Annotated in this window: 22 protein-coding genes; 5 read left to right on the top strand and 17 right to left on the bottom strand. The window is 71.3% G+C overall.

The window, feature by feature from the left end; all coding sequences use genetic code 11:
* Positions 1-38: 38 nt before the first annotated feature.
* The 3 genes from gap to tkt are packed head-to-tail and all read right to left on the bottom strand — an operon-like array spanning position 39 to position 4,085.
* Positions 39-1,037, bottom strand: a complete 999-nt coding sequence (gene gap, locus ENE75_RS08435; protein WP_128197797.1) for a type I glyceraldehyde-3-phosphate dehydrogenase — start codon at positions 1,035-1,037, stop codon at positions 39-41.
* Positions 1,038-1,065: 28 nt separating this feature from the next.
* Positions 1,066-2,052 (bottom strand): hypothetical protein, encoded by a 987-nt coding sequence (locus ENE75_RS08440; RefSeq protein WP_128197800.1) that lies wholly within the window; start codon positions 2,050-2,052, stop codon positions 1,066-1,068.
* 5 nt (positions 2,053-2,057) lie between these two features.
* Complete coding sequence (gene tkt, locus ENE75_RS08445; protein WP_233258987.1) at positions 2,058-4,085, bottom strand: transketolase; 2,028 nt, start codon at positions 4,083-4,085, stop codon at positions 2,058-2,060.
* A gap of 136 nt (positions 4,086-4,221) precedes the next feature.
* Between tkt and ENE75_RS08450 the strand changes: the two genes are divergently transcribed.
* From ENE75_RS08450 to ENE75_RS08460, 3 genes are all read left to right on the top strand, one after another.
* Positions 4,222-4,797, top strand: a complete 576-nt coding sequence (locus tag ENE75_RS08450) for a hemerythrin domain-containing protein (RefSeq protein ID WP_128197802.1) — start codon at positions 4,222-4,224, stop codon at positions 4,795-4,797.
* A 251-nt stretch (positions 4,798-5,048) separates the two neighbouring features.
* Positions 5,049-6,827, top strand: a complete 1,779-nt coding sequence (locus tag ENE75_RS08455; RefSeq protein WP_128197804.1) for a sensor domain-containing diguanylate cyclase — start codon at positions 5,049-5,051, stop codon at positions 6,825-6,827.
* Entirely contained in the window at positions 6,824-7,513 is a 690-nt protein-coding gene (locus tag ENE75_RS08460; RefSeq protein WP_128197806.1) for a nucleotidyltransferase family protein, read from the top strand. The genes ENE75_RS08455 and ENE75_RS08460 overlap by 4 nt, the downstream gene beginning before the upstream one ends.
* Here the strand turns inward: ENE75_RS08460 and phoR are convergent, their stop codons facing one another.
* The 12 genes from phoR to ENE75_RS08520 all read right to left on the bottom strand — a co-directional run bounded on the left by phoR (position 7,514) and on the right by ENE75_RS08520 (position 20,389).
* Positions 7,514-8,848, bottom strand: coding sequence for a phosphate regulon sensor histidine kinase PhoR (gene phoR / locus ENE75_RS08465; protein WP_233258988.1), 1,335 nt, complete (start codon positions 8,846-8,848; stop codon positions 7,514-7,516).
* 182 nt (positions 8,849-9,030) lie between these two features.
* Positions 9,031-9,744 carry a phosphate regulon transcriptional regulator PhoB gene (phoB, locus tag ENE75_RS08470; protein ID WP_128197808.1) on the bottom strand — a complete coding sequence of 238 codons (714 nt, stop codon included), beginning with the start codon at positions 9,742-9,744 and terminating at the stop codon, positions 9,031-9,033.
* 20 nt (positions 9,745-9,764) lie between these two features.
* Positions 9,765-10,472 carry a phosphate signaling complex protein PhoU gene (gene phoU / locus ENE75_RS08475; RefSeq protein ID WP_128197811.1) on the bottom strand — a complete coding sequence of 236 codons (708 nt, stop codon included), beginning with the start codon at positions 10,470-10,472 and terminating at the stop codon, positions 9,765-9,767.
* Positions 10,473-10,491: 19 nt separating this feature from the next.
* Positions 10,492-11,298, bottom strand: coding sequence for a phosphate ABC transporter ATP-binding protein PstB (gene pstB, locus ENE75_RS08480; RefSeq protein WP_128197813.1), 807 nt, complete (start codon positions 11,296-11,298; stop codon positions 10,492-10,494).
* A gap of 35 nt (positions 11,299-11,333) precedes the next feature.
* Positions 11,334-12,701, bottom strand: coding sequence for a phosphate ABC transporter permease PstA (gene pstA, locus ENE75_RS08485; RefSeq protein ID WP_128197816.1), 1,368 nt, complete (start codon positions 12,699-12,701; stop codon positions 11,334-11,336).
* Entirely contained in the window at positions 12,694-14,073 is a 1,380-nt protein-coding gene (pstC, locus tag ENE75_RS08490) for a phosphate ABC transporter permease subunit PstC (protein ID WP_128197818.1), read from the bottom strand. The genes pstA and pstC overlap by 8 nt, the downstream gene beginning before the upstream one ends.
* A 90-nt stretch (positions 14,074-14,163) precedes the next feature.
* On the bottom strand, positions 14,164-15,198 hold the full coding sequence (locus tag ENE75_RS08495) for a substrate-binding domain-containing protein (protein WP_128197820.1): 1,035 nt from the start codon (positions 15,196-15,198) through the stop codon (positions 14,164-14,166).
* A gap of 104 nt (positions 15,199-15,302) precedes the next feature.
* Positions 15,303-16,007, bottom strand: a complete 705-nt coding sequence (locus tag ENE75_RS08500) for a winged helix-turn-helix domain-containing protein (protein ID WP_158288887.1) — start codon at positions 16,005-16,007, stop codon at positions 15,303-15,305.
* 164 nt (positions 16,008-16,171) lie between these two features.
* On the bottom strand, positions 16,172-18,334 hold the full coding sequence (locus ENE75_RS08505; RefSeq protein WP_128197824.1) for a PhoX family protein: 2,163 nt from the start codon (positions 18,332-18,334) through the stop codon (positions 16,172-16,174).
* A 101-nt stretch (positions 18,335-18,435) separates the two neighbouring features.
* Positions 18,436-19,416 carry a potassium channel beta subunit family protein gene (locus ENE75_RS08510; RefSeq protein WP_128197826.1) on the bottom strand — a complete coding sequence of 327 codons (981 nt, stop codon included), beginning with the start codon at positions 19,414-19,416 and terminating at the stop codon, positions 18,436-18,438.
* Between the two features lie 31 nt (positions 19,417-19,447).
* Entirely contained in the window at positions 19,448-19,753 is a 306-nt protein-coding gene (locus ENE75_RS08515) for a hypothetical protein (protein ID WP_128197828.1), read from the bottom strand.
* Positions 19,754-19,852: 99 nt separating this feature from the next.
* Positions 19,853-20,389, bottom strand: a complete 537-nt coding sequence (locus ENE75_RS08520) for a TlpA family protein disulfide reductase (RefSeq protein ID WP_128197830.1) — start codon at positions 20,387-20,389, stop codon at positions 19,853-19,855.
* Positions 20,390-20,438: 49 nt separating this feature from the next.
* On the opposite strand from ENE75_RS08520, the gene ENE75_RS08525 reads away from it, so the two are divergent.
* Both ENE75_RS08525 and ENE75_RS08530 read left to right on the top strand, forming a co-directional pair.
* Positions 20,439-21,608 (top strand): FAD-dependent monooxygenase, encoded by a 1,170-nt coding sequence (locus tag ENE75_RS08525; RefSeq protein WP_128197832.1) that lies wholly within the window; start codon positions 20,439-20,441, stop codon positions 21,606-21,608.
* Positions 21,609-21,617: 9 nt separating this feature from the next.
* The gene (locus tag ENE75_RS08530; RefSeq protein WP_128197834.1) at positions 21,618-21,980 is read left to right on the top strand and encodes a phage holin family protein; all 363 of its coding nucleotides are present in this window, start codon (positions 21,618-21,620) and stop codon (positions 21,978-21,980) included.
* Here the strand turns inward: ENE75_RS08530 and ENE75_RS08535 are convergent, their stop codons facing one another.
* Together ENE75_RS08535 and ENE75_RS08540 are read right to left on the bottom strand one after the other, a co-directional pair.
* On the bottom strand, positions 21,981-22,793 hold the full coding sequence (locus ENE75_RS08535) for a carbon-nitrogen hydrolase family protein (RefSeq protein ID WP_128197836.1): 813 nt from the start codon (positions 22,791-22,793) through the stop codon (positions 21,981-21,983).
* Positions 22,794-22,803: 10 nt separating this feature from the next.
* Positions 22,804-26,871, bottom strand: coding sequence for a YhdP family protein (locus ENE75_RS08540; protein ID WP_128197838.1), 4,068 nt, complete (start codon positions 26,869-26,871; stop codon positions 22,804-22,806).
* Positions 26,872-26,966: the final 95 nt, after the last annotated feature.

Here is a 26,966-nt window from a genome sequence, read left to right on the forward strand (position 1 = left end):
CCGTTGTACTTCATGCCGATGACGCGATCAGGCGGCGATCACTTCGCCATCACGCGCACCATCTCCAGCACCTTGTTGGAGTAGCCCCACTCGTTGTCGTACCAGGCCACGACCTTGACGAAGGTCTTGTCCAGCGCGATGCCGGCGTCGGCATCGAACACGCTGGTGCAGGGCTCGCCGCGGAAGTCGGTGGCCACGACCTTGTCCTCGGTGTAGGCCAGCACGCCCTTCATCGGGCCGGCGGCGGCGGCCTTCATCGCGTTGCAGATGTCCTCCCAGCTGGCTTCCTTGACCAGCTCGGCGGTCAGGTCGACCACGGACACGTCGGACGTCGGCACGCGGAAGCTCATGCCGGTGAGCTTCTTGTTCAGCTCGGGGATCACCACGCCCACCGCCTTGGCCGCGCCGGTGCTGCTGGGAATGATGTTCTCCAGGATGCCGCGGCCGCCGCGCCAGTCCTTGTTGCTCGGGCCGTCCACGGTCTTCTGCGTGGCGGTGGCGGCGTGCACCGTGGTCATCAGGCCGCGCTTGATACCGAAGCTGTCGTTGAGCACCTTGGCCACCGGGGCCAGGCAGTTGGTGGTGCAGCTGGCGTTGCTGATGATGGCCTGGCCGGCGTAGGTCTGGTGGTTGACGCCGTAGACGAACATCGGCGTGTCGTCCTTGCTGGGTGCGCTCTGGATCACCTTCTTCGCGCCGGCGTCGAGGTGCTTCTGGCAGGTCTCCTTGGTCAGGAACAGGCCGGTGGATTCGACGACGATGTCGGCGCCCACGTCGCCCCACTTCAGCGCCGCCGGGTCGCGCTCGGCGGTCAGGCGGATCTTCTTGCCGTTGACGACCAGGGTGCTGCCGTCGACGCTGACCTCGCCCTTGAAGCGGCCGTGCACGCTGTCGTACTTCAGCATGTAGGCCAGGTAGTCGGGCTCCAGCAGATCGTTGATGCCGACGACTTCGATGTCGGAATGGTTGGCCACGGCGGCGCGGAACACCATGCGCCCGATGCGGCCGAAGCCGTTGATGCCGATCTTGATGCTCATGTGGATCTCCTCAGGGTGGGACGGTGGATCAGAAATTCAGCGTGCCGCAGGGCACGCTGAGGGTGAACTCCTCGCCGAGCAGGGCGAGCGCAGTCGGCCGCTCGACCTTGAGCTCGATGCGCGACAGCCATTCGATCAGGTCCAGGCGCTCGGGGCGCGCCTCGCCGAGCTGACCGACGACGTGCGGCTTGAAGGGCTGGAAGTGCTGGACGCGCAGGTCGAACGGGCACCCCATGGCGCCGGTGTCGAAGCGCGCGGGCGGCACCTCGCGCGCTGCGCCCAGGAAACGGGTCAGTGTCATGTCCTCCAGCACCACGCGACGCGTGTCCTGCAGCCGGAAGACGAACAGGAAGTCCAGGCTGACCGGCCCCTCACCCGCGTGACACGGCAGGCGATAGCCCGGCACGAAATCCGCCAGCGCCCGGCGCAAGGCGCTGGACCTCGGCCCTGCGACGATCTGCATGTCCGGCGCGTCGACCGCCGTGGCAAAGCGCAGCCGAACGAGAAAGCTGCCCTGCTCTTCGGCACTGCGGGCACGCGTCGGGTAGTCGGGCAGGCTGTCGGGCGTGATGCGGGTCAGGCACTGGCGCTGACGCTCACGCGCCGCCTCGCCGGCATCACGGGGCGGCAGGGCCACCACGTTGCGCCCGTCGTCCGGCCGGAAGACGTAGGTCTGGGCAATGCGCACGGGCTCGCCGCCGGCGCGCATGCAGGGCACCCGCCAAGCCGAGACATGCTGGCGCACCGACTCGGTCAGCACACGGTCGTGCACGCGGTCCTCCAGCAACCGGACCTCGGGCGACGCCTGCGGGCCGGTGAAGACCAGTTCGACCTTGATCGTGTCGCCGATCCGTGCATCGACGAGGGCCTGCGGGTAGGCCGGAGTACCGCGCTCCGCCTCCGGTGGCGTCATGCAGGCCAGCGCCTCCGAAGGCGGGAGCGAGACGGTCTGCGCCAGCGTGCCGGCACATCCCCACGCCAGCACCGCCGCCGCGAGCCGATGCCAGCGCGCCATGCCGATCAGCCCTTCAGCACCTTGCGCACCGTGTCGGCCACGTTCTGCGCGGTGAAGTGGAAGTGCTCGAAGAGCACGTTGCCCGGGGCGCTCTCGCCATAGCGGTCGATGCCGACGACGGCGGCGCAGCCGTACTTCCACCAGCCGTCGGTGACGCCGGCCTCCACCGCCACGCGCGGCAGCTTCGCGGGCAGCACGGCAGTCTTGTAGGCCGTGGCCTGGCGGTCAAAGGTGGTGGTGCTGGGCATGCTGACCACGCGCACGGCGATGCCATTCTTCGCGAGTTGTGCCTGTGCGTGCAGCGCCACATGCACCTCGGACCCGGTGGCGACGATCACCGCCTGGGCCTTCTTCTTCAACCCCACCTCGGCCGGCTCGGCTACCACATAGGCGCCCTTGGCGATCTCGTCCAGCCCGGCCTTGGGCAGGTAGGGCAGGTTCTGCCGGCTCAGCAGCAGCGCGGTGGGTCGGTCCTCGTTGAGCAGGGCGCGCGTCCAGGCCACGGCGGTCTCCGCGGTGTCAGCCGGGCGCCAGACGTCCAGGTTCGGGATCAGGCGCAGGCTCGCGGCGTGTTCCACGCTCTGGTGCGTGGGGCCGTCCTCGCCCAGGCCGATGCTGTCGTGCGTGAACACGTGCACCACGCGCCGCTTCATCAGCGCGGCCATCCGGATGGCGTTGCGGCTGTAGTCGCTGAAGGTGAGGAAGGTGCCGCCGTAGGGGATGTAGCCGCCGTGCAGCGCCACGCCGTTCATGATGGCAGCCATGCCGAACTCGCGCACGCCGTAGTTGATGTGCCGGCCGCCGTTGGGCGTGCCGTCGGCGTCCACGCGCAGGGCCGGCGTGTGCGACGTGTTGGTCAGGTTGGAGCCGGTGAGGTCGGCCGAGCCGCCCAGCAGTTCCGGCAACGCCGCGGTGAAGGCCTCCAGCGCAATCTGGCTGGCCTTGCGCGTGGCCACGGTGGCCGCAGCGGTGTGCGCGGCGATGGCCGCATCCACCGCCACCTGCGCGAAGTTCGCCGGCAGCCGGCCGGCCATGCGGCGCTCGAACTCGGCGGCCAGGTCCGGGTGCGCCGCGCGGTAGGCGTCGAAACCGGCTTGCCAGGCCGCGGAGGCGGTGGCGCCGGTGGCCTTGGCATCCCACATCGCGTAGACCTCGGCCGGCATCTCGAACGGTGCGTGCGCCCAGCCGATGGCCTCGCGGGTGAGCTTGATCTCCTCGGCGCCCAGCGCCTCGCCGTGCGCCTTGGCACTGCCGGCGCGGTTGGGCGAGCCCTTGCCGATGGTGGTCTTGCAGATCACCAGCGTGGGCTGGCCGCGGTGCGCCTTCGCGGCCGCCAGCGCCGCGTCCACGGCGGCGGCGTCATGCCCGTCCACCGGGCCGACGACATGCCAGCCGTAGGCGCGGAAGCGGCCCGGCACGTCGTCCACGTACCAGGGCGCGACCTGACCGTCGATGCTGATGCCGTTGTCGTCGTAGATGGCGGTGAGCTTGTCGAGCTTCCAGGCGCCCGCCAGCGCACAGGCCTCGTGGCTGATGCCCTCCATCAGGCAGCCGTCGCCCAGGAAGGCCCAGGTGCGGTGGTCCACCACGGTGTGGCCGTCGCGGTTGAATTCCTTGGCCAGCAGCTTCTCTGCCAGCGCCATGCCCACGGCGTTGGTGATGCCCTGGCCCAGCGGGCCGGTGGTGGTTTCCACACCGGGGGTGACGTCCACCTCCGGGTGGCCCGGCGTCCGGCTGTGCAGCTTGCGGAAACTGCGCAGTTCGCTCATCGGCAGGTCGTAGCCGGTGAGGTGCAGCAGCGCGTAGATCAGCATCGAGCCATGGCCGTTGCTGAGCACGAAGCGATCGCGGTCGGCCCAGTGCGGGGCGGCGGGGTCGTGCTTCAGGTGGCCGGCCCACAAGGCCACGGCAATCTCGGCCATGCCCATCGGCGCGCCGGGGTGGCCGGAGTTGGCCTGCTGCACGGCGTCCATCGCCAGGGCGCGGATGGCGTTGGCCATCAGACGGGGGTCGCGGTCGGGCGAAAGCGGCATGCGGGCCTCGGGGTCGAACTTGGGGAAAGCCCGCGATTCTACGAGGCCGCCAGCCCACCAAGGCCCTGCGGCTTGACGTGGCGCAAGACGACCGCGCCCCTGGCTTGCGAACCTGCGGGCTGCACAGGAGACCCCCATGAGCATCCGCACCCTCGAGATCATCCGCGACGAACACCAGGCGCTGGCGGCCATGCTGCGTTCGCTGTCCATGCTGCTCGCGCACGCCCGGCGCCACGGTGCCCTGCCCGACTTCGACGTGCTGCGCGCGATGATGTTCTACATCGACGAGTTCCCCGAGCGGCTGCACCACACGAAGGAGAGCGAACTGCTGTTCCCGCTGCTGCGCGAGCGCGCCCCGGCGATGGCCCCGGTGCTCGACCAGCTCGACCGCGACCATGAACGGGGCGAGGCCGCGATCCGCGAGCTCGAGCATGCACTGCTGGCCTTCGAGGTGATGGGCCCGTCGCGCCGCGAGGCCTTCGAGGCCGCGGTGCAGCGCTACATCGGCTTCTACCTTGAGCACATGGCCATCGAGGAGAGCCAGGTGCTGCCCGCGGCCCGCGAGGTCTTCGACGCCGACGACTGGCTGGCCTTGGACGCTGCCTTCGAGGCCAACCGCGACCCGCTGACCGGCCACGAGCCGGGCGACGAGTACCGCGCCCTGTTCCACCGCATCGCGATGGCCGCCCCCGCCCCGATCGGATTGGGGTGAGTCAGGACACAAGACCGTGCTTAGGACGGTCTTGTGTCCTGACGAACGACTGCCCGCGTCTCGCGCGGGCAGGCTGGGACAAGCCCGGACGAGAGACAGTCCCTGCGGACTGTCTCTCGCCTGGCGAACGACGACTCGCGCCGCGCACGGGATCAGGCCGCCGATTCATCCCGCCCGGCACGTCCCCGCGTTGAGCCCCGGTGCGGTCCACCGACGAAAGCCGCGCCGTGCATGCTCTGCATAATCCGCGCATGAACAATGCCTGGCCGTACCTGCTGGCTGTGCTTGCAGTTGGCGGTCTGCCGCTGCTGGTGGCGCTGTACTGGCATGGGCAATGGCGGCGGTTGCAGGACAGCGTCAACGTCGAGCGCAGGCAGGCGCAGGAGGTCTTCGACACGCTGGACATCGGCCTGCTGGTGTTCGATGCCGAGGACCGGGTCGTGCAGTGGAACGCCGACTATCTGCGGCTCTACCCGGAAGTGGCCCGCGACATGCGGGTGGGCATGCGCTTCGAGGACATCCTCCGCTCGGCGGTACGCCAGGGCGCGGTGCCAGCCGCTCAGGGGCGCGAGGACGCCTGGGTGGCCGAGCGCCTGGCACAGCACCGTCAACCCGGGGAGCCGCTGCTGTGCCAGATGGCCGACGGACGCTGGCGTCGCATCACCGAACGCTACCTCGCCGATGGCGGCATGGTGTCCTACAGCATCGACGTCACGGCCTTGGTGGCCCAGGGCCAGGACCTGGAGCAGGCGCGGGCCGAAGCGGATCGCTCGCGCGCGCGCCTGCTCGAGGCCATCGAGGTCCTGCCCGCGGGCATCGAGTGGTTCGACGCCGACGACCGTCTGGTGCTGGCCAACGGGCACTCAAGGGACCTGTTCCCGCTGATCCGTGAGCTGTTCGCCCAGCAGCCGACGTTCGAGCAACTGGTGCGCGCCAACCACGCCGCCGGCGGGCTGCCCAACCTGCCGGGTGACCTGGACACCTGGATCAGCCGTCGCCTGGCGCAACGCCGGGCCGGCGACAACGACAACCTGATCGACGTGACCGGGCGCTGGTTCCGCCTGTACGAACGCCACACGGCCGACGGCGGGATCATCAACGTCCGCATCGACGTGACGGAAGAGATCCGCCATCGCGAGACCACCGAGGCCATGCGCCAGCAGCTGCAAGAGGCCATCGAGGCGCTGCCCGACGGCTTTGCGCTGTTCGACGCCGACGACCGCTTGGTGCTCTGCAACGAGCGCTACCGGACGATCTACCGCGAATCCGCCCCGGCGATCCGCCCCGGCGTGGCCTTCATCGACGTGCTGCGCTACGGCCTGGCGCACGGCCAGTACCCGCAGGCCGCTGGCCGCGAGGACGCCTGGCTGGCCGAGCGTGTTCAGGCGCACCGGGAACCCGGCCCGCCTGTGCTCCAGGAGCTGCCGGGCAACCGCTGGCTGCGTATCGACGAGCGCCGCACGCGCAGCGGTGGCGTCGCGGGTGTGCGTGCCGACGTGACCGCGCTCGTGCGACGCGAACAGACGCTGGCCGCGCTGAACCGGCAGCTCGACCATGCCAATGCGCGACTGTCCGAGCTGCTGGGGCAGGACCCCGACACCGGGGCCGCCAGCGCGGCGGCGCTCGAGCAGGCGCTGACGCGCGAATGGGCCCGGTCCCGCCGGCATGGCACGCCGCTGGCCCTGCTGCGTGTGCACATCGAAGCACCCCCGGACGCGGGCGACGGCAATGCACCGATGCAGGCGCTGGCACGGCACCTGGCGGGCTGTGCACGTCGCCCGGGCGACCTGCTGGCCAGGACGGCACCCCGCGGCTTTGCACTGCTGTTGCCGCACACCGGCACGGCCGCGCTCGCGGCCCTGGTGCAGCGCTGCAGCGAGGGCTGCCGGCAGGTCGCCGCGGGCTGGACGGTGCAAGTTGGCGCCGCCGCCAGCGACGAACTTCCGGCACCCGAGTCGCCGGACGACCTGCAGGCGCGTGCTGAGCCTGGACGGACCACCTCGGCGGCCCGCAACCGCGCCGCCGCGTGACGGCCGGCGCGCTGATCCTCGCGGCCGGGCGTGGCGAGCGGCTGCGGCCCCACACCGACCACTGCCCCAAGCCGCTGCTGGCGGTGCGCGGCCGGCCGTTGATCGCCTGGCACCTGCAGGCCCTGGCGGCGGCCGGCGTGCACGAGGTGGTGATCAACACCGCCTGGCTGGAGGAGCAGTTTCCCGCTGCGCTGGGCGACGGCGCGCGCTGGGGCCTGCGCCTGCACTACTCGATGGAGGGGCGCGACCACGGCGGTGCGCTGGAAACCGCGGGCGGCATCGCCAAGGCGCTGCCGCTACTCGACGAGGTGTTCTGGGTCGTCTCCGGCGACGTGTTCCTGCCCGGCTTCCCCTTCACCGGCCGGCTGCCGGACGACCGCGACTGCCACCTGTGGATGGTGCCCAACGCGCCGCACCACCCGGGCGGTGACTTCGGCCTCGCGGCCGACGGCCGGCTGGTGACGGGCGGCGACGGCCCGCGCCTGACATGGGCCAGCGTGGGCCTGTTCCGGCGGTCCCTCTTCGCCAGCATCGTTCCGGGCACGCGCCTGCCGCTGCGCCCCGTGCTGGACAACGCCATCGCCGCCAGGCGCGCTGGTGGCGAGCGCTGGGCTGGTGCCTGGACCGACGTGGGCACCCCCGAACGCTGGGCGGCGCTCGACGCCGGCGCGGCCGACGGCGCCTGATCAGGCCGCCGGCACCGCCTCGGCCACCGACACGCGCACGCGGTGCGCGGGCAGCAGGATGCGGAAACAGGTGCCGCGGCCGGGCTCGCTGTCCACCTCCAGCTCGCCGCCGTGGCGCTGCACCACGTGCTTGACGATGGCCAGACCCAGGCCGGTGCCGCCGGTCTCGCGCGAGCGGCTGGGGTCCACGCGGTAGAAGCGCTCGGTCAGGCGCGGCAGGTGTTCACGCGCGATGCCCGGGCCGTCGTCGGCCACGCTGAGCTCGCCGCGGCCATCGTCTCGAACGCGCCAGCGCACGCGCACGGTGCAGCCCTCGGGCGTGTGGCGCAGCGCGTTGCTGACCAGGTTCCAGCCGGCGCTGTGCAGTTCGGTGGCGTTGCCGCCGATCTCGGCGCCGTCGCCTTCGGCGACCTCGAGCCGATGGCGGCCCTGGTCCAGGGCCTGGGCGTCGCTGGCCATCTGCTGCAGCCACGGCCCCACCGGCAGCCAGCGGTCCAGCGCCGGGCGCGGCGCACCCTCGATCTGCGCCAGCGTCAGCAGGTCGGTCACCAGCGACTGCATGCGCGCCGTCTGCTGCTGCATCAGCCGGAGCACGTGGTCGCGCTCGCGGGCCACCAGCGGCAGCGTCTGCAGCGTCTCCACGAAGCCCCCGAGCACGGTCAGCGGGCTGCGCATCTCGTGCGAGACGTTGGCGACGAAGTCGCGCCGCATGGCGTCGGCCCGTTCGCGCTCGGTCACGTCCTGCGTGATCAGCAGGGTCTGGCCGTCGCCGGTGGGCCGGGCCTGCACCTGCAGCTGGGTGCGGCCGTCCGGCGCCGGCACGACGGCCGCGGGCCGCGGGTCGGGTTGCTTGAGGTAGGCCACCACCGCGGGCACGCGCACCAGGTGGGTCAGGCGCTGACCGCTGTCGCGCGCCGGATCGAGCCCCAGGTGGGCCGCGGCCATGGCGTTGAACCAGCGGATCTCGCCGTCGCCCCCGAGCAGCAGCACGCCGTTGGGCGAGGCGTCGATGGCGGTGACGAACTGCAGCCGCCGCCGCGCCTCGGCCTGGGTCTCGTCACGCGCGCGCCGCAGGGCACGGTCCACGCGTGCCGCCAGCTCGTCCCACGGGCCGGCCAGGGCCACCGGCGGCGGCCCCTCGGGGTCACGGGTCCAGGCGGTGACGCGGCCCAGCGCCTGGGCGTCGGCCACACACCAGGTCAGGGCGGCGACGGCGACGCCCAGCGCGGCGCCGGCAGCGGCCAGGCCGAGCAGGACACCGGCCAGCCCGCCCAACGCGGCACCGGCCGCCATCGCCAGCGCCAGCGCACCGGCGCGTGGCCAGACGGGGTTCACTGGACAGCCTTCGCCCTCGAAGGGCTCCGGCATTCGCCCTTGGGGCGGCCCGGCGCGCTCACTGGACGACCCTCCGCGCTTCGCGCTCCGGGATGAGCGCTTGGGAGCGGCCCGGCGCGCTCACTGGACGACCCTCCGCGCTTCGCGCTCCGGGATGAGCGCTTGGGAGCGGCCCGGCGCGCTCATGCCACCGGCTGCTCCACCGGCCGCGTCAGCCGGTAGCCGGCGCCGCGCACGGTCTCGATCAGCGCCGCGCAGCCGGCCGGCTGCAGCGCCTCGCGCAGGCGCTTGATGTGCACGTCCACCGTGCGCTCCTCGATGAAGACGTGGTCGCCCCAGACGCGGTCGAGCATCTGCGCGCGGCTGTGCACGCGCTCAGGGTGCGTCATCAGGAAGTGCAGCAGGCGGAATTCGGTGGGGCCGATCTTCAGCTCGCAGCGCTGGCCGTCCACCAGACCGGTGACGCGGCGCGTGGCCGGGTCCAGGCGCAGGCCGCCGATGTCCACCGCCGCATCCAGAGCCTCGGGCGCACGGCGGCGCAGCACGGCACGGATGCGTGCCATCAGCTCGCTGGGGGAGAAGGGCTTGGCCAGGTAGTCGTCGGCGCCACCGTCCAGGCCGGCCACGCGGTCGGCCTCCTCGCCGCGGGCGGTGAGCATGATCACCGGCAGCTCGCGCGTACGCGCCTGCGAGCGCCAGCGCTTGAGCAGCGCCAGGCCGCTGGTGGCAGGCAGCATCCAGTCGAGCAGCACCAGGTCCGGCAGGACACGGTCCACGGCGCTGGCCGCGGCGTCGCCATCGGCAGCCAATAGCACCTCGAAGCCGGCGTGACGCAGGTGCAGCGCCACCAGCTCGGCGATTGCGGGTTCGTCTTCGACGACGAGGACTCGGCTCATCGGAACTCCTGTGGTGGTGGTCAGCGGACGACGTTCTCGACCTGCGCCACGGTGGCGTGGCGGACGTCGGCGCCCTTGACGATGTAGATGGTGGCCTCGGCCAGGTTCTTGGCATGGTCGCCCACGCGCTCGATGGCCTTGGCGACGAAGACGAGGTCGATCGCCGCGGAGATCGTGCGCGGGTCTTCCATCATGTAGGTCACCAGCTTGCGCATCAGGCCGTCGAACTCCTGGTCGATCTGGTTGTCCTGCTCCAGCACCGACAGCGCCTGCTCGGCGTCCAGCCGCGCGAAGGCGTCGAGCGACTTGCGCAGCGCCGCCGAGGCCAGCTCGGCCTCGTAGCCGAGGTCGCCCACCGGCACGCGCAGTCGCGACGAGACGCCGGCGCCCACCAGGCGTTGCACGGTGCGCGCGATGCGCGCCGCCTCGTCGCCCACGCGCTCGAGGTTGGCGATGGCCTTGGAGATGGCGATCAGCAGCCGCAGGTCGATGGCGGCGGGCTGGCGCATCGCGATGATGCGCTGCAGGTCGCCGTCGATGTCGACCTCCATCTGGTTGAGCTTCTCTTCCTGACGAAGCACCTGACTGGCGGTCTCGCTGCTGAAGTTCGTCAGCGCGTACATGGCCTGGGCCACCTGGGCTTCGGCCAGGCCGCCCATTTCCAGCACGCGGGTGGAGACGTTGCGCAGCTCGGCGTCGAACTGGCTGGAGATGTGCTTGTCGCTCATGGCGGGGTGTCCTGGATGATCAGCCGTAGCGGCCGGTCACGTAGTCCTCGGTGCGCCGTTCACGCGGGTTCATGAAGATCTGCGACGTGGCGCCGATCTCGACGAGGTTGCCGAGGTGGAAGAAGGCGGTGCGATCGGCCACGCGGCCGGCCTGCTGCATGTTGTGGGTGACGATGACGATGGTGTAGTTGCGCTTGAGCTCGGTGATCAGGTCCTCGATGATCCCGGTGGCGATGGGGTCCAGTGCCGAGCAGGGTTCGTCCATCAGGATCACATCGGGACTCACCGCGATGGCTCGCGCGATGCACAGCCGCTGCTGCTGGCCGCCAGACAGTCCGGTGCCCGGCGCGTCGAGCCGGTCCTTGACCTCGTCCCACAGGCCCGCCTTGCGCAGGCTGGACTCGACGATCTGCTCCATGTCGCTGCGGTTGCTGGCCAGGCCGTGCAGGCGCGGGCCGTAGGCCACGTTCTCGAAGATGGACTTGGGGAACGGATTGGGTTTCTGGAACACCATGCCCACCTGGGCGCGCAACAGCACCACGTCCAGATTCGGGTCGTGGATGTCGCGGCCGTCCAGTGTGATGCGGCCGGTCACGCGCGCACTGGCCACCGTGTCGTTCATGCGGTTGAAGCAGCGCAGGAAGGTCGACTTGCCGCAGCCCGAGGGGCCGATGAAGGCGATGACCTCGTTGCTGACGATGTCCATAGAGACGCCGTGCAGCGCCTCCTTCTCGCCGTAGAAGACGCGCACGTCCTCGGCCTTGAGCTTGACGCTCCCGGCAGCCGTGGCCGACTCGCTGCGTGCAGTAGGCACCATCGCCTGCATCGTGACTGCTCCTGCTGTGGACCCGACGGAATTCATCACCACCTCACCTCGAAACGTTTGCGCAGCCAGATGGCCAGCGAATTGAGCGTCAGCATCAGCGCCAGCAGCACGATGATGGCCGCCGAGGTGCGGCCCTCGAAGAAGTTGCGCAGCTCGTTGCCCTGCCACAGGTAGATCTGCACCGGCAGCGCCGTCGACTGGTCGAACGGCGTGGCCGGCACGCTGGCCACGAAGGCGCTCATGCCGATCAGCAGCAGCGGCGCGGTCTCGCCCAGGGCCTGCGCCACGCCCAGGATGGTGGCCGTCAGGATGCCCGGCAGCGCCAGCGGCAACACGTGGTCGGTAATGGCCTGCACCTTGGAGGCGCCGATACCCAGCGCCGCCTCGCGGATCGACGGCGGGATGGCCTTGAGCGTGGCCCGGGTGGCGATGATCACCGTCGGCAGCGTCATCAGCGTGAGCACCAGGCCACCGACGATGGGTGCCGACAGCGGCAGCTTGAACCACAGGATGAACACCGCCGCGCCCAGCAGACCGAAGACGATGGACGGCACCGCTGCCAGGTTGTTGATGTTGACCTCGATCAGGTCGGTCAACTTGTTCTGCGGCGCGAATTCCTCGAGGTAGATCGCCGAGGCCACGCCGATGGGCACCGCCAGCAGGATCACCAGCACCATCATCATCAGTGAGCCCATGAACGCGCCGGCCAGGCCGGCCGAGGCCAGCGAGCTGCGTGAATCGACGTTCATGAAGATCGCAGTGCTGAACTTGTTCTGGATCACGCCGCTGGCGTAGAGCTGGTCGGCCCAGGCACGCGTGCGCGCCGGCAGCTGCTGCTGTGCGTCGGGGAGGCTGCGGTCGATGTTGCCCTTGAGCCAGACGTCGACATTGGCGTCGGCCAGCAGGTTCAGCTTCAGCGTCTTGCCCACGATGGACGGGTCGGCCTCGACCATGTCGCGCAGCGCGAAGCGCTCGCCGCTGGTGACCAGGCGCAGCGCGTCACGTGGATGCTCCGCGGTCTCCGGCAGGACCTTGGCCAGCGCGCCCAGGATCAGCTGGTTGAAGTCGATGAAGCCGAGCTCGGTCTGCCACGCCTGCAGGCGCTGCTGGTAAGCCGCAGGCGTTTCTGCAGGTTCGGCCACGGGCTTGGGGCCGATGGAGACGAGCTCGGGCGAGAACGCAACGTCGAGCACGAACGTGGCCTGCCAGAACGCCGGCACGCCCTTGCTCAGGATGGTGGTGAACAGCAGCGCCACCAGGGCCAGAGACGCCGCCACCGCAGACAGGCCGATGGCGCGGAAGCGCGTTTCCTTGCGCTTGCGGCCCTTCAGCGACGACTCCACGCGCTGCTGCACGGCCGCATAGCCGGCCTTGCCAGCCGTTGACTTGGCGAGCTCACTCATACTGTTCCCGGTACTTGCGCACGACCACCAGCGCCACCACGTTGAGCACCAGCGTCATGACGAACAGCGTGAGGCCCAGTGCAAAGGCCACCAGCGACTGCGCGCTGGCGAAGTCCTGATCGCCGGTGAGCTGGTTGACGATGGAGACGGTGACGGTGGACACCGCCTCGAAGGGGTTGGCCGTGAGCACCGGCGCGTTGCCGGCGGCCAGCACGACGATCATGGTCTCACCGATGGCGCGGCTGACGGCCAGCAGGATGGCGCCGACGATGCCCGGCAGCGCCGCCGGCAGCACCACCTTGGCCACCGTCTCCGAGCGCGTGCCGCCCAGCGCCAGCGAGCCGTCTCGCATGGCCTTGGGCACCTGGGTGATGATGTCGTCGGACAGCGACGAAATGAAGGGGATGATCATGATCCCCATCACCACGCCCGCGGTCAGCGCGGAAGTGGCGCGGATCTCCAGCCCCAGCATCGTGCCCAGGCCGTTGAGGAAGGGGCCGACGGTGACCAGCGCAAAGAAGCCGTAGACGATGGTCGGGATGCCGGCCAGCACCTCGATCACCGGCTTGACCCAGGCGCGTGTGGCGTGGGCCGCGTACTCGGACAGGTAGATGGCCGTCATCAACCCCAGCGGCACGGCCACCAGCATGGCGATGCCGGCGATCAGCAGCGTGCCGGCCATCAGCGGCAGCATGCCGAAGCCGGTCTGCGCCGCGCCGTCCACGGTCTGGAAACGCGGGTTCCAGGTGGTGCCGAAGAAGAAGTCGGTCGGGCTGACGATGCGGAAGAAGTTCAGCGCCTCGCCCAGCATCGACAGCACGATGCCCACGGTGGTGAGGATGGCCACGGTAGAGCACAGGATCAGCGCCACCTGAACCGCGCGCTCGACCTTGTTGCGGGCGCGGGTGGCCGGCGTGGTGCTGCGCCAGGTCCAGGCCAGGCCCGCCGCGGCGGCCGTGGCCATGGCCGCCGCCACGATGGCGTGGCCGGTGCCCCGAAGCCGATTCATGGTCTCGGCCGCCGCCTGCTCGAAGCCCTGGGCCTCGCCCATCAGCCCGAAGCCCGAGGCCAGGTTGCCGATGCGCTGCAGCAGCGCCTGACGCTGGAAGTCGTCCGCCGGCAGATGCTCGACCGGGATGCCACCGAGCACCATGTTGTCGATCAGCGGGCCGCCGACGACGCGCCAGACCACGTAGACGGCTGCGGCCGGCACCGCAGCGCGCAGCACCGCAAGCAGACCGTGGTAGCCGGGCCGCGAATGCATGCGCTCGGCCGGCACCGCGCCGGCCACGCGGCGGCTGCGCACGAGGCCGACCTGGTAGGCCAGCGCCACCAGCACCAGCAGCACGACGGCGACCATCAAGGTGTTCATGGGTGGCGTTCGTAGTCGTTGTTCTTGGAGGCATTCGCCGGCGGGGGGCCGCATCAGCCCTCCCGCCGGTGTGTCGGGCTCAGGCCCGCGTCACAGGCCGGTGCGGGCCTTGACCTTGGCCACGATCTCGGCGCGCTCCTTGGCGTTCAGCGGGATCAGGCCGGCCTTTTCCAGCGGGCTGCCCATGCCGCCCACCTGCGGCGCCAGGAAGTACTGCGCGTACTCCAGCAGGCCCGGGATCACGCCGACGTGCGCGTCCTTGATGTAGAAGAACAGCGGGCGCGACACCGGGTACTTGCCCGACTCGATGGTCTCCAGGCTGGGCATCACGCCGCTCATCGTGGCCACCTGCAGGCGGTCCTTGTTCTGGTCGTAGAAGCTCAGGCCGAAGACGCCGACGGCGGTCTTCTGCGCGTCCAGGCGGGCCAGGGTCTCGGTGTAGTCGCCGGCGACCTCGATCACGCGGCCGTCGGTGCGGATGGCCTTGCAGAAGTTCTCGGCCTTCTTCTTGTCGGCCTTTTCCATCGCCTTGACCTCGTCGTAGCCGTGGCAGCCGACGAACACCGTCTTCTCCTCGTAGACCTCGCGCGTGCCGTGGTTGCTGCCCGGGATCACGAGCACGATTTCCTGGTCGGGCAGCTTGCTGTCGATCTGAGACCACTTGGTGTACGGGTTGGCCACCATCTTGCCGCCCTGCGGCACTTCCTTGGCCGCGGCCAGGAAGACGTGCCGGGGCTCGAGCGCGAACTTGCCGCTGTCGCTGCGCGACGCGAAGACGATGCCGTCGTAGCCGATCTTGACCTCGAGGATCTTGGCCACGCCGTTCTTCGCGCAGGCCTCGACCTCCGAGGACTTGATCTTGCGCGACGAGTTGGCGATGTCGATAGTGTTGGCACCGACACCCTGGCAGAACTGGCGCAGGCCGCCCGACGAACCGCCGGAGCCGACCACCGGGGTCTTGAACTGGCTGAAGGACTTGCCGAACTCCTCGGCCACGATGGAGGCGAACGGCAGCACGGTGGACGAGCCGGCGATCTGGATGGTGTCGCGGGCCTGGGCGTGGCTGGCGCCGAACAGGCTGCCGGCGGCCACGGCAGTGGCGATCAGGGTGTGACGGAAATTCATGGTTAAGCTCCTGCGGATCGTGTGGTGATCGTCAAACGACAGCATCGAATGCTGCCGATGGAATAAGAAGGTTTTGTGACAGGACCATGCCGTGTCCTTGACAGTCATGCGTCTGCATGGGTGGCACTCTGGTCAATTCGGTAACCCACGCCTCGCACGGTCTTCAGCGCCGCTTCCGCCTGCACCGTCGCCAGCGCCTCGCGCAAACGGCGCACGTACTGGTCCACGGTGCGCGTATCGACCTCGGCCCCGACACCCCAGACCGCGTCGACCAGTTCGGCCCGGGAATGGGTGCGGTCGGGGTGCTGCAACAGGTGTTGCAGCAGACGAAGCTCGGTGGGGGCCAGGTCGGCCCATCGCGTCGGGGTTGCGCCCAGGCGCTGCACGGCACGCATCTCGAAGTCGAGTTCCAGGGTGCCGGCGCGTAGGCGGCCAGCGGTCGGCAGCGGCGTGCGCATCGCGGCCTGTCCGGCCTGCAACAGTCGATGCACGGCGTCGGCCAGCGCCTGGGGCCTGTAGGGTTTGGCAACACGCAGGCGCGGCGCGAGGTTGTCGTCCTCGACAGCGCCGGACTGCAGCAGCACCAGCGGTATTGACCTGTCGTCGTCGCTGCCCTGCAGCAGGGTCGCCAGGGTCGCGTCGCGGGCGGATGCGGTGTCACCGTCCAGCAACACCAGGTCGGGTTGCACCTCGTTGATCAGCCGGCAGGCGTCGGCCGCGCTGCCGGCGGGCAGCACGATATGGCCCTGATGTCGCAGGTGGGCAGCGATCAACTCGCGCAGCATGGCGTCCTCGACGATGACGAGCACGTCACGGGTGGCGGCGTGGCGTCGAAAGGCGGCATCGGAGGCGTGCGAGGGCATCACGACCGAATCGTGACGCCTTTGTGTGACATTCGTTTGACAGCCTGGAATGCACAACGGCCGGGCATGGCCCGGCCGTTGTCAGGACGCCGAAGGCGCCGATGTCGGCATCAGCTGCCGATGATGCCGCCGTCGTCCTTGGTGACGACGACAACGCTCGACCGCGGGCGACCGCCCGGCAGCGCGGTCACGCCGTCGGCCTTGACCGCCCACTGGCTCTGAGGCCAGTTGGAGAACTGCGTCGGGTTGGCGGCGGTGGAATCCTCGCCCGGGTGCTGCAGGCCGACGAACATCGTCTTGCCATCAGGCGTCATCGTCACACCGGTGACCTCTGCGTTCGGCGGCGCCGTCAGGAAGCGACGAGTCGTTCCGGTGTTCGGGTCGGCACACACCATGCAGTTGGCACCGATGTTGACCCAGTCGCCCGACGCATCGCCCGACTGATCGGTCTGCACCCACAGGCGGCCGAAATCGTCGAACCACAGACCGTCCGGCGCGCCATAGTCGGCACTACCGGCCGGGTCGGCCACGATGTTGCCCTTGTAGTCGTTGGTGGGCAGCGGCGCCTTCGCAGTCTGGCTGTCGCCGGCCTGCACGAACAGGTCCCACGTGAACGAGGTGGCGGCCACGCTGCGGCCGTTTTCACGCCAACGGATGATGTGGCCGTAGTCGTTGTCCTCGCGCGGGTTGGCAGCGTCCACCGGCGGGCGGGCGCTACCTGCGGCGGTGCTGCCGTCGGCCGCATTGACCGACGGCGTGTTCGTGCCACGACGGTTGTTGTTGGTCAGCGTGCAGTAGACCTCGATCTCCTGGAAGCCGTCGATGCGCGGGCGCGCACCGGTCCACTCCGGGCGGTCCATCATCGTCGCGCCCACGGCGTCGGCCGCCATGCGGGTCTTGATCAGGATCTTGGCCTGCACCTCGGCGTCGTCGGCACCGGCGAAGTTCGGGTTGTCGCGCAGCGCCACGCCATCCACGCCGACCGTGCCCGGCACCAGCGGCAGCCAGGCGCCAGTGCCGTCGGCGTCGAAGCGGGCCACGTACAGCGTGCCGTCGTCGAGCAGGCCACGATTCAGGAACTTGCGCTGGGCGTTGTACTTGCGGCGCGCCACGTACTTGTAGATGTACTCGTTGCGCTCGTCGTCGCCCATGTAGAAGGCGATGCGGCTGTCGGCGTCGACCACGTACTGCACACTCTCGTGCTTGAAGCGGCCCAGCGCCGTGCGCTTGACCGGCGTGCTGTTGGGGTTGAACGGGTCGATCTCGACGATCCAGCCGAACAGGTGCGGCTCGTTGGGGTTGGTGCTGACGTCCCAGCGCGGGTCGGTGGTGTGCCAGCGGTAGCCGAAGCCGCCGGCACTGATGCCGTAGCGGCGGTTGAGCTTGCCGATCTCGGTGCCCGTGCTGGTATCCACCGCGCCGGTGCCGCCGAAGTTGCCGTTGAAGTTCTCCTCGCAGGTCAGGTAGGTGCCCCAGGGCGTGTAGCCGTGTGCGCAGTTGTTGACCGTGCCGTAGACCACGCGGCCGTCGGTGGTGCCGCCCGTGGGGACGCTGGCCGCGTCGGTGATCGTGAACTCGACGGTTTGCATCAGCGCATGGCCGGCAGCGGGACCGCTGATGGCCATCGGCGTATTGGACGTGATCTTGCGGCCATAGCGGGAACGGGCGTTGACCGTCCAGTTGCCACGGATGCGGCGCGCTTCGAGCACCGACACGCCGTGCGCCGTCTGCGACTTGCGGGTCTTGGCGATGGTGTAGCCGCTGCCGACCTGGCCGTCCGGGAACAGGATCTCTTCGTGCGTGTACTCGTTGTTCACGCACAGTACGCCACGGTCGCTGCCTTCGCCGATCGGGAAGAAGTGCATGCCGTCGTTGTGCGTGCCGAACTGCAGCGCCTGGTCGGCAGCCGTCTCGGACGCATCACCGATGAAGTTCTTGCCGCCGGGGGCGATCGGGTCGCCCCAGCAGACGAAGGCCTGCACGGTATAGCCCTGCGGCACGGTGACGCGGTCGGCCACCGGCGCCAGGCTGGGCGGCACGCTTTCGAAGCCGATGCCGGGGAAGCCCAGCGACGGCGGCACCGGCGCGGCATGCACGGTGTTGACGAGGCCGCCCAACGTCAGGCCGCCGGCGGCGGCGAGAGCGGCACCGCCAACCCCACCCTGCACGAAACGGCGGCGGGAAACGTCGACGCGGTCGATGACGTCGTAGATCGAGGGATTGCCCGACGGGTTGATCGTCAGGTCGTTGGTCGGATGGGACTTGCCCTTCATTGCTGGCTCCTGCTGGCGACAGTGGTGTGGTGTCGGCGCGAATGCGCCGGCCAAGCCACTGTGCGCAGGCGCCGTGACAGACTCGTGAATGACCCCCGCACTCAGGCGGCCAGCGGCGCCGTGATCGCGTCGATGCGCGCCTTGACCTCTGGGGTCAGCTTCTCCAGCAGTGCCAGCGCACCCAGGTTGTCCTGCAGCTGCGACACCTTCGAGGCGCCGGTGATCACGCTGCTCACGCGCGGGTTGCTCGCCACCCAGGCCAGCGCCAGCTGCGCCAGCGTGCCGCCGAGTTCGGCTGCGATGGGATCCAGCTGCGCCACCGCGGCGTTCTTTGCCGTGTCGGTGAGACCGTCGCGCAGGAAGGCCATGGTCTCCATCGCGCCCCGACTGCCTTCGGGCACGCCGCCGCGGTACTTGCCGGTGAGCAGCCCGCTGGCCAGCGGGCTCCAGGTGGTCAGGCCCAGGCCAATGTCGTCGTAGAGCCGCGCGTACTCCTGCTCCACGCGCCGGCGGTGGAACAGGTGGTACTGCGGCTGCTCCACCACGGGCTTGTGCCAGCCGTGGCGGTCGGCGACGTCCCAGGCGGCGCGGATGTCGGCCGCGCTCCACTCGCTGGTGCCCCAGTACAGCGCCTTGCCCTGCACGATGAGGTCGTTCATCGCGCGCACCGTCTCCTCAACCGGCGTGTGCGGGTCGGGGCGGTGGCAGTAGATCAGGTCGATGTGCTCCAGGCCGAAGCGCCTCAGGCTGCCGTCCACCGCCTGCATCAGGTACTTGCGGTTGAGCGTGTCCTTGCGGTTGACGGCATCGCCCTGGCGGTCCAGGCCCCAGAAGTACTTGGACGAGACCACGTAGTTCAGCCGCGGCCAGCCCAGCTGCTTCAGGGCCGCGCCCATGATCTCTTCGCTGTGGCCGCCAGCGTAGGCCTCGGCGTTGTCGAAGAAGTTGACGCCGGCATCGAAGGCCGCGGCCATCATCTCGGCGGCCGACTTCACGTCGACCTGGTTGTGGTACGTGACCCAGGACCCGAGCGACAGCGTGCTGACGCGCAGCCCGGCCCGGCCGAGACGGCGGTATTGCACGGAAGGCTCCGTGGAAACGAAGCCGGCGAGCTTACCCGGGCCGGTGGCGGCGCGTCGGCGGTGCCAGCATGCCCCGGCGCACGACGAAGCCGCAGGCGCCCAGCGTCAGCGCAGGCACCACGAAGCTCAGCAACGGGTCGATGTCGTGCTCGCCACTCAGGCTCAGCGAAAGGCTGATCAGCGTGCCCATGACCGCGCCCAGGGCCAGCAGACTGGCCGCAGCCATGTAGCTGCCATGGCGGCTGCGCCGCGCCCGCGGCGTGCGGTGCGACATCATGGCCAGCGGCAGGGCCGGCAGCAGCAGGAAGATCTGCAGGGTGGCGATGAAGGACGACATGGACGTGCGAAGCATAAGTGCGGCACCGAATTCGTCAGCCCCCCGGAATCGGTGACCTCCCGACGCAGAGCGCAATCCCTATCCCCCGGTTTCGGGGGGTCAGAGGAAGCGAGCAATGTCGGCCACGTCCTCCGGGAACAGCTGCCCGGCCTCGGCCATGACGAGCTTGCCGTCCCGCCCGCGCACCAGCGTCACCGGCAGGCCCTTGGGCTTGGGCAGGGCCTTGGTCAGTTCAGGCGACACCCAGGCGCTGGGAAAGCCGTAGCCGCGCCTGGCCAGGTAGGCCACCGCGTCCTGCGGCTTCTTGTCGATGGACAGGCCCAGGAAGCGCAGGCCGCGCGGTGCCTGCGCACGCCAGAGCTTGTCCATCAGCGGCGAGACCACGGCACAGAACGGGCACCAGCTGGCCCACCAGTACAGCACCAGCACCTGGCCTTCGGCGCCGGCGGGGTCGAAGCGGCCGCCGTCCAGCAGCGGCGTCTCCGGCACCAGCAGCGGGCTGCCGAGCGCGGGCAGCGGCGGTGCCTTGGACTCGCTGGCCGGCGGGGTCTGGGCGTGCAGAGGCAGGCCTGCCCAGGCCGTCAGGCCCAGGGCCCCGGCGGCGTGCAGGCAGGCGCGACGGTCGAAGGTGGTCATGTTGGCATCCGCACCGGCGTTCCGGCGCCACGCTTCGTATCATGCCTGCATGTCCCTGCGCATTGCCGTCATCGGCGCCGGCCCGGCCGGGCTGGCGCTGGCCCTGCACGCGGCGCGGCAGTTGCCGCGGGCGGAGATCACGGTCCTGGACGCGCGCCCGGTGGCGCGCGACGTGGCCGCCGACCCGCGCACGCTGGCCTTGTCGCTGGGCAGCGTGCAATGGCTGCAGCAGCTCGGTGCCTGGCCGGCCGCGACGGCCGAGCCCATCCTCACGGTGCACGTGTCGCAGGCGCCGCCGTCCTTCGGCCAGGCGCAGGTGCGCATCACCGCGGCCGAGCAGCAGGTGCCGATGCTCGGCGCCGTGGTGGCCTACGGTGCGCTACTGGCGCCGCTGCAGGCGGCCTGGCTGCAGGCGGCTGCCACTGCGCCGCAGCGCTTGCACACGCGCTTCGGCACGGCGGTGACGGCGGTCAAGCCGGTACCCGGCGGCGTGGAGGTGGACGCCGGCATCGTCGAGGGCTTCGACCTGGCCGTGGTCGCCGAAGGTGGTGTCTTCGCCGAGCAGGCGCGCAAGGCCATCGCCCGCGACTACGGCCAGACCGCCTGGGTGGGCACGGCCACGCTGGAAGGCGGCACGCGCGGCCTGGCGGTGGAGCGATTCACGCGCCAGGGTCCGGCGGCGCTGCTGCCGCTGCCCCCGGCCGCCGACGGCGCACGCCGCGCCGCGCTGGTCTGGTGCGTGGACGCGGCCGACGACCCGGTGCGCGGCCTGGACGCCGCACAGCGCCTGGCGGTGCTGAACACCGTGTTCCCGCGCGAGGCCGGGCGGCTGGTGGCGCTGAGCCCGCTGAAGGACTTCGCGCTCGGCCTGAACGCCGAACGCACGCTGGTCGACGGCAGAACCGTGCGCATCGGCAACGCCGCGCAGACCCTGCACCCGGTGGCCGGCCAGGGGCTCAACCTGGGTCTGCGCGACGCCCACCAGCTGGTCGAGGCGCTGCGCTTCGAGCACGACGTGGATGCCGCGCTGCGGCGCGTGGAATGGGCGCGCGCGCCCGACCGCTGGGCGATGATCGCCGCCACCGACTTCCTGGCCCGCAGCTTCACCTGGCGGCTGCCCGGTGCCTCGCTGCTGCGCGGGCTGGGGCTGGCGGCGCTGGAGCGTGCGGGCCCGGCCAAGGCGCTGCTGGCGCGGCGCATGATGTACGGCAGCCGTTAAGCTTCGCGCATGAGACTGATCGTTCGATGGCTGCTGCTGGCGGCGGCCCTGCTCTTCGTGGCCTATGTCTACCCCGGCGTGGCGGTGCTCAGCTTCGGCAGCGCGATGATCGCCGCGCTGGTGCTGGGCCTGCTCAACACGCTCGTGCGGCCCATCCTGGTGATCCTGACGCTGCCGGTGACACTGATCACCCTGGGCCTGTTCCTCTTCGTCATCAACGCCGCCATGTTCTGGGCCGCGGCCAACGTGCTCGACGGCTTTGCCGTGCGCGGCTTCGGCGCGGCGCTGATCGGCTCGCTGATCTACAGCGTCTGCGGCATCGTGATCGACGCCGCGATCGAGCGCGTGTTCAGCGGCAAGGGCCGCGACTGATCACAGCCGCCGGTGCGCCAGCGCCGGCAGCCGCGTGCGCACGTCGGCCAGCCGCGCCGGGTCCACGTCGGCGAAGACCACGCCCTCGCCTTCGGGCTGCACGGCCAGCACCTCGCCCCAGGGGTCGACGACCATGCTGTGGCCCCAGGTGCGGCGGCCGGTAGCGTGTTCGCCGCCCTGCGCGGCGGCCACCACGTAGCACTGGTTCTGCACCGCCCGCGCACGCAGCAGCAGTTCCCAGTGCGCGCGCCCGGTGGGCACGGTGAAAGCGGCCGGCACGCTGAGCAGGTCGCAGGGCGGGTGCATCAGCGCGCGGTACAGCTCCGGGAAACGCAGGTCGTAGCAGACCGACAGGCCCACGCGCAGCGCACCGGCCTGCACCGCCACCGGCGTGCTGCCGGCGTGCAGCACGCGGCCTTCGTCGTAGCGCTCGCTGCCCTGCTCGAAGCTGAACAGGTGGATCTTGTCGTAGTGCGCCGCCTGCGTGCCGTCCGGCGCCCACACGGTGTTGGCGTTCAGCGCGCGTGCCGGGTCGCCGGTCCTCAGCGGCAGCGTGCCGCCGACGACCCACATCGCGTGGCGGCGCGCCGCGTCGGCCAGATAGCGCTGGATGGGGCCATCGCCCGGGGTTTCGGCCACGGCCAGCTTGTCAGTGTCGCGGCGGCCGATGAGGCAGAAGTACTCCGGCAGCACCGCCAGCCGGGCGCCGCCGGCGGCGGCCTCGGCCAGCAGCCGGCCGGCGGTGGCCAGGTTGGCGTCGACCTCGGGGCCGGACACCATCTGGATGGCGGCGATGCGGGTGGGGGCGTTCATGGCGTCGTGCTCAAGGGCTCGTGGTGCGCGCCGCGGAGGCGGGGGCGGACGCCGCCTCGGCGCCGGGTGCATCGGCGTTCTCCACCCGGACCACCTTGGGTTCGCCCCAGGGCCCTGTGACGTGGAACTCGCGGGTGGCGGCAGCGGTGACCGGCTTGTTCAGCAGCAGCTGCGCGACGAAGGCGCCGATGCCCACGGCCGGGTTCAGCGCCGCCCAGGCCAGGCTGGCGCCGGCGGTGTTCAGTTCGGGCACGGCGACGATGCGCAGGTCCTGCGTCTCGCGCACGATGTCGGCCTGACCCTCCACCAGCACCGCCGCCTGCACGCCGAGCACGCGCAGGTTGCTGGTGCGCGCCAGACCGTCGGCCAGCGTGATCTCGCCGTCGATGCGGTCGAAGGCAAAGCCCTGCTGGAACACGTCGCGGAAGTCCAGCAGCAGCCGCCGCGGCAGGGCCTGCAGGCTGAGCACGCCGAACAGCCGCGCCACGCCAGGCTCGGCGTCCAGGAAGCGGCCTTCCTTGAGCGCCACCTTGAGCTCGCCGCGCACACGGTCCAGCGCCGGCGCCAGCGGCGACCCGGGCCAGGACAGCTCGCCTTCGAGCCGCCCCGCCGCCCCCTGCATGGCCTTGCCCGCGCCCAGGCGCTCGAAGAAGGCGCCACCGTCGGTCAGGTTGATGTCGAAGGCCAGCGAGCTGCGCTGCCCGGCGCGCCACAGGCCGCGGCCCAGCAGCGTGGCCTCGGGCGTGGCCAGGCGCAGGCGGTCGAGCTGCCACTCGGTGCCGCCACCGTCGCCACGCCGGTTCTCCGCATCCACCTCCAGCCGGCCCAGGGCCTTGCCACGCCACTGCAGCGCATCGACCACCAGGGACAACGACGGCACGTTGACCACCGCGGTGCTGGCCGCCGCGTCGGCGCGCGGCAGGCCGGCCTCCGGGGTCTCGCGCTCGGGCAGGCTCAACCGGCTCAGGCGCGCGCGCACTCGCCCCGGCGCGTCGGGGCCAAGCCCCGGCTCCCACTCGATCCAGCCTTCGCCCTGGTCCGCCCGGCCTTCGGCACGCCAGACGCTGACGCGGCCCGCAGCCCGCTGCTGCAGCGTCAGCGCCACCTGCTGCAGGCGGCGGCCGTCCAGGCGCAGCTCCGGCGTGTCCAGCGTCACCTGCAACGGCTGCCCTTCGCCTGCGGCCATGCCGCCGGGCGGTGCGGCCGCCTGCCAGGCGTCGAGGTCGACCCGCGGCGCGGCCAGGCGCAGGTCGAAACCCGTGGACGGCAGGCCCGGCGCCGCCGTGCCGACACCGGCGCTGCCGCGCAGCAGCTGCCCGCTGTCGGCCGCGCGTTCCAGCCGCACCTGGGCCCGGCCCTCGACGTCGACGCTCAGCAGTTCCACGGCCGGCCGCCCGGCCGGCGACGCCAGCCGGGTCTGCACCCGCAGCGGCCAGGTCGCGGTGGCCGGCTTGGCCAGCGGTGCCGGCAGGTCCAGCGCCAGACCGGTCAGCGGGCTGGTGACCAGCCATTCCGGCCGGCCCTGGCGCAGGTCCATCTGCACGGTGTAGGCGGCCTGGCCGCGCAGGCGTGGCCTGGCCGCCGCAGTACTGTCCACGCCAGCCCAGGGCAGCAGGGGCGCCAGTGGCAACAGGGCGCCGGGCCGCAGCAGGGCCTCGGCCGTGGCCTGGCCCTGGCCGCGGAAGCGCAGACTGCCGTCGGCCTGGGTGCCGCCGTCGAACGCCAGTTCCCCGCCCAGCACCTGCGCCCGCGACGGCTGCACGGTGAAGCCGCGTTCGGTGAAGTCAACCCGCCCACGCGCCTGGCCGAGCAACGGCGCCTCGGGCAGCAGGCGCAGGTCGTTGCCCGCCAGCTGCAGGCCGCCGCGCACCTTGGCGGCCGCCGGGTCGGGCAGCGGGATGGCCAGCGACAGGGTCAGGTCGGCCGCACCCGTGGCCTGGGCCTGGGCCAGGGCACCGCCGGTCCAGCTGCCCACGGGCGTGGCGTTGACGAAGCGCAGCATGTCCTGCAGCGCACCACGGGCCTGCCCGTCCAGGCGCAGCAGCTGGGTGTGGACCAGGTCCTCGATGCCGCCGGCCACCCCCGACAGCGCCACGCCCGCCAGCGTGGCCTGGGCGTCCACGATGCGCATCGCGGCGCGGTCGAACTCCAGGGTGCCGGTCACCCCGTCCAGCGCCGGCCAGGGCGAGGTCCAGCCCGGCTCGCTGGGCACGAAGGCATAGCGCACGCCCTCGACCTGGGCGCGGATGCGGAAGCGGCCTGGGCTGCCGTCGATGAACGGGAACTGCCACAGGTCGCCGTCGACCACGAGCTCGCCACCGGTGACGCGGCCGGCGGTGAAGGCGCGCTCGACGTAGCGGCGCGAATGTTCGGGCACGCCCAGCGGCAGGTAGCGCGCCACCCGCGCGGCGTCGCCGCGCAGCAGCCGTCCCTGCAGCGTCAGTGCGCCGGGCAGGCGCTGCCCGGTGCCGAAGCCGGTGCCGGGCCCGGTGCGCCAGCGGCCATCGACCGCCAGCGCCAGGTCGGCATTGGCCAGCTGCGCGTCGCGCACCTCCAGCACCACCGCCGGCGGTGCGCCGTCGGCGCCGGCGACCACCGTCCAGACGAGCTCGGCGCGCGCACTGTCCAGCGCCAGCTCGGGCTGTTCGAAGACGCCGGGCAGGGTCACGGCCCCGGCCTCCAGCGCCAGCTGCGCCTGGCCACCCCTTTCGGTGGCTTCCAGCTGCACCGTGGCGCCGCGCAGGCCGGGCCGCCCGGCGGTCTGCGGCAGGCCATAGGCCGGGGGACCGGCCGGGCCGGCCTGCAGCGCCAGGCCGGCGATGCGGGCCGCGGCGCGGTAGCGCCACGGGGCCTGCGGCGGGCCGCTCCAGTCTAGCGCCAGCGCACTGACCTCACCCTGCGGGGCCAGGTCGACGAGGGCCCGGTGGGCGGCCGGCGGCAGCGGCAGCCGCGCCGCCAGGCGCGCCAGCGGTGCCAGCGACAGGCGGTCAAGCTGCAGTTCGCCGCTGGCCCAGGGTGCGTCGGCGGTGGCCGCCGGGTCGCGCTTGAGGGCCAGTCGCAAGGTGCTCGAGGCCCAGGCCTGGCCGTCGTCGGTGGTGAAGCCCAGCTGTTCGATGGCCAGCGCCAGCCCGCCGGCGTCCTGCTGCGCCTGCACCCGGCCGCGCAGTTCGGCCAGCGCCAACGGCGGCAGGTCCGCACCGAGGCGCAGCACGACGGCGCTGAGCGCCAGGTCGGCGGTGGCGGCGGCGGGCCGGCCGTCGGCCCAGTCGAACCAGCCGCGCAGCGCGCCCCGCCCCTGCTCGAGCGCGAACGGCAGGTCGACGTGCCGGCGCAGCTGCGACACGTCGGCCTCCGGCAGCTCGGCAAAGAGCGTGCCCTGCCAGCGCGCGAAGTCCGAGGGCCGCGACGCCAGCGGCCGCGTGAAGCTGCCCCGCAGCGCAAAGCGCTGGCCCCAGTCGGCCGGGGGCGTGGCGTCGATGCGCAACGAATGCTGCCGGCGCCCGTTGCGCAGCACGATGTCCACGTCGGACAGCACCAGCGGTGGCGCGGCGCGCAACTCGTCCGTCCAGCGCAGCGCACCGGCACGGATCACGAACTCCTGCTGCTGCAGGAACCAGTCCAGCAGCACCGGGTCGCTGCTGCCCGCCGCCGCGGGATCGCCCAGGTCCAGCCCGGCCACGCGCACCCGGCCATCGGCCGCGCGGCGCACGTCCAGGCCCACACCCTGCAGGTGCAGCTGCGCGAAGCGCGGCTCCAGCGCCCAGATCGACTGCGGCGACAACGCCGCCGAGACCTTGCCCAGGCGCAGTGCGACGCGGCCTTCGCGGTCGAGCAGGCGCACATCGTCGACCTCGAAGGCCGGCACCCAGCCCCCGCTGCGCACGCGGATGGCGCCGATGGACACCGGCACGCCCAGGGCCTGGCCCACGCGCTGCTCGATCTGCGGGCGCCAGCCGTCCAGGCGCGGCAGAATGCCCCAGTGCAGCGTCAACCACCCGATGAGCGCGACACTCCACGCTGCAAGCAGGACACCGGCGGCCACGCGGGCCGCGGTGCGGAGGAACGGCAGTGACGACATGCGGACGAGGGGGCAGGCGCAGAAGGGCCGGCGGCAACACGCCGGCGGGCCGCCGATGGATCGCCACCGGGCACGCGAACCAATCTAGCACAGGG

Origin of the sequence: Rubrivivax albus (assembly GCF_004016515.1) — a bacterium.
GTDB classification, from domain to species: Bacteria; Pseudomonadota; Gammaproteobacteria; order Burkholderiales; family Burkholderiaceae_C; genus Rubrivivax; species Rubrivivax albus.

Bases quoted from the DNA above. Each gene is read 5' to 3' on its own strand.
- gap (WP_128197797.1), bottom strand. From the start codon at position 1,037: ATGAGCATCAAGATCGGCATCAACGGCTTCGGCCGCATCGGGCGCATG.
- ENE75_RS08440 (WP_128197800.1), bottom strand. From the start codon at position 2,052: ATGGCGCGCTGGCATCGGCTCGCGGCGGCGGTGCTGGCGTGGGGATGT.
- tkt (WP_233258987.1), bottom strand. From the start codon at position 4,085: ATGCCGCTTTCGCCCGACCGCGACCCCCGTCTGATGGCCAACGCCATC.
- ENE75_RS08450 (WP_128197802.1), top strand. From the start codon at position 4,222: ATGAGCATCCGCACCCTCGAGATCATCCGCGACGAACACCAGGCGCTG.
- ENE75_RS08455 (WP_128197804.1), top strand. From the start codon at position 5,049: ATGAACAATGCCTGGCCGTACCTGCTGGCTGTGCTTGCAGTTGGCGGT.
- phoB (WP_128197808.1), bottom strand. From the start codon at position 9,744: ATGAGCCGAGTCCTCGTCGTCGAAGACGAACCCGCAATCGCCGAGCTG.
- phoU (WP_128197811.1), bottom strand. From the start codon at position 10,472: ATGAGCGACAAGCACATCTCCAGCCAGTTCGACGCCGAGCTGCGCAAC.
- pstB (WP_128197813.1), bottom strand. From the start codon at position 11,298: ATGCAGGCGATGGTGCCTACTGCACGCAGCGAGTCGGCCACGGCTGCC.
- pstA (WP_128197816.1), bottom strand. From the start codon at position 12,701: ATGAGTGAGCTCGCCAAGTCAACGGCTGGCAAGGCCGGCTATGCGGCC.
- pstC (WP_128197818.1), bottom strand. From the start codon at position 14,073: ATGAACACCTTGATGGTCGCCGTCGTGCTGCTGGTGCTGGTGGCGCTG.
- ENE75_RS08495 (WP_128197820.1), bottom strand. From the start codon at position 15,198: ATGAATTTCCGTCACACCCTGATCGCCACTGCCGTGGCCGCCGGCAGC.
- ENE75_RS08505 (WP_128197824.1), bottom strand. From the start codon at position 18,334: ATGAAGGGCAAGTCCCATCCGACCAACGACCTGACGATCAACCCGTCG.
- ENE75_RS08515 (WP_128197828.1), bottom strand. From the start codon at position 19,753: ATGTCGTCCTTCATCGCCACCCTGCAGATCTTCCTGCTGCTGCCGGCC.
- ENE75_RS08520 (WP_128197830.1), bottom strand. From the start codon at position 20,389: ATGACCACCTTCGACCGTCGCGCCTGCCTGCACGCCGCCGGGGCCCTG.
- ENE75_RS08525 (WP_128197832.1), top strand. From the start codon at position 20,439: ATGTCCCTGCGCATTGCCGTCATCGGCGCCGGCCCGGCCGGGCTGGCG.
- ENE75_RS08530 (WP_128197834.1), top strand. From the start codon at position 21,618: ATGAGACTGATCGTTCGATGGCTGCTGCTGGCGGCGGCCCTGCTCTTC.
- ENE75_RS08535 (WP_128197836.1), bottom strand. From the start codon at position 22,793: ATGAACGCCCCCACCCGCATCGCCGCCATCCAGATGGTGTCCGGCCCC.
- ENE75_RS08540 (WP_128197838.1), bottom strand. From the start codon at position 26,871: ATGTCGTCACTGCCGTTCCTCCGCACCGCGGCCCGCGTGGCCGCCGGT.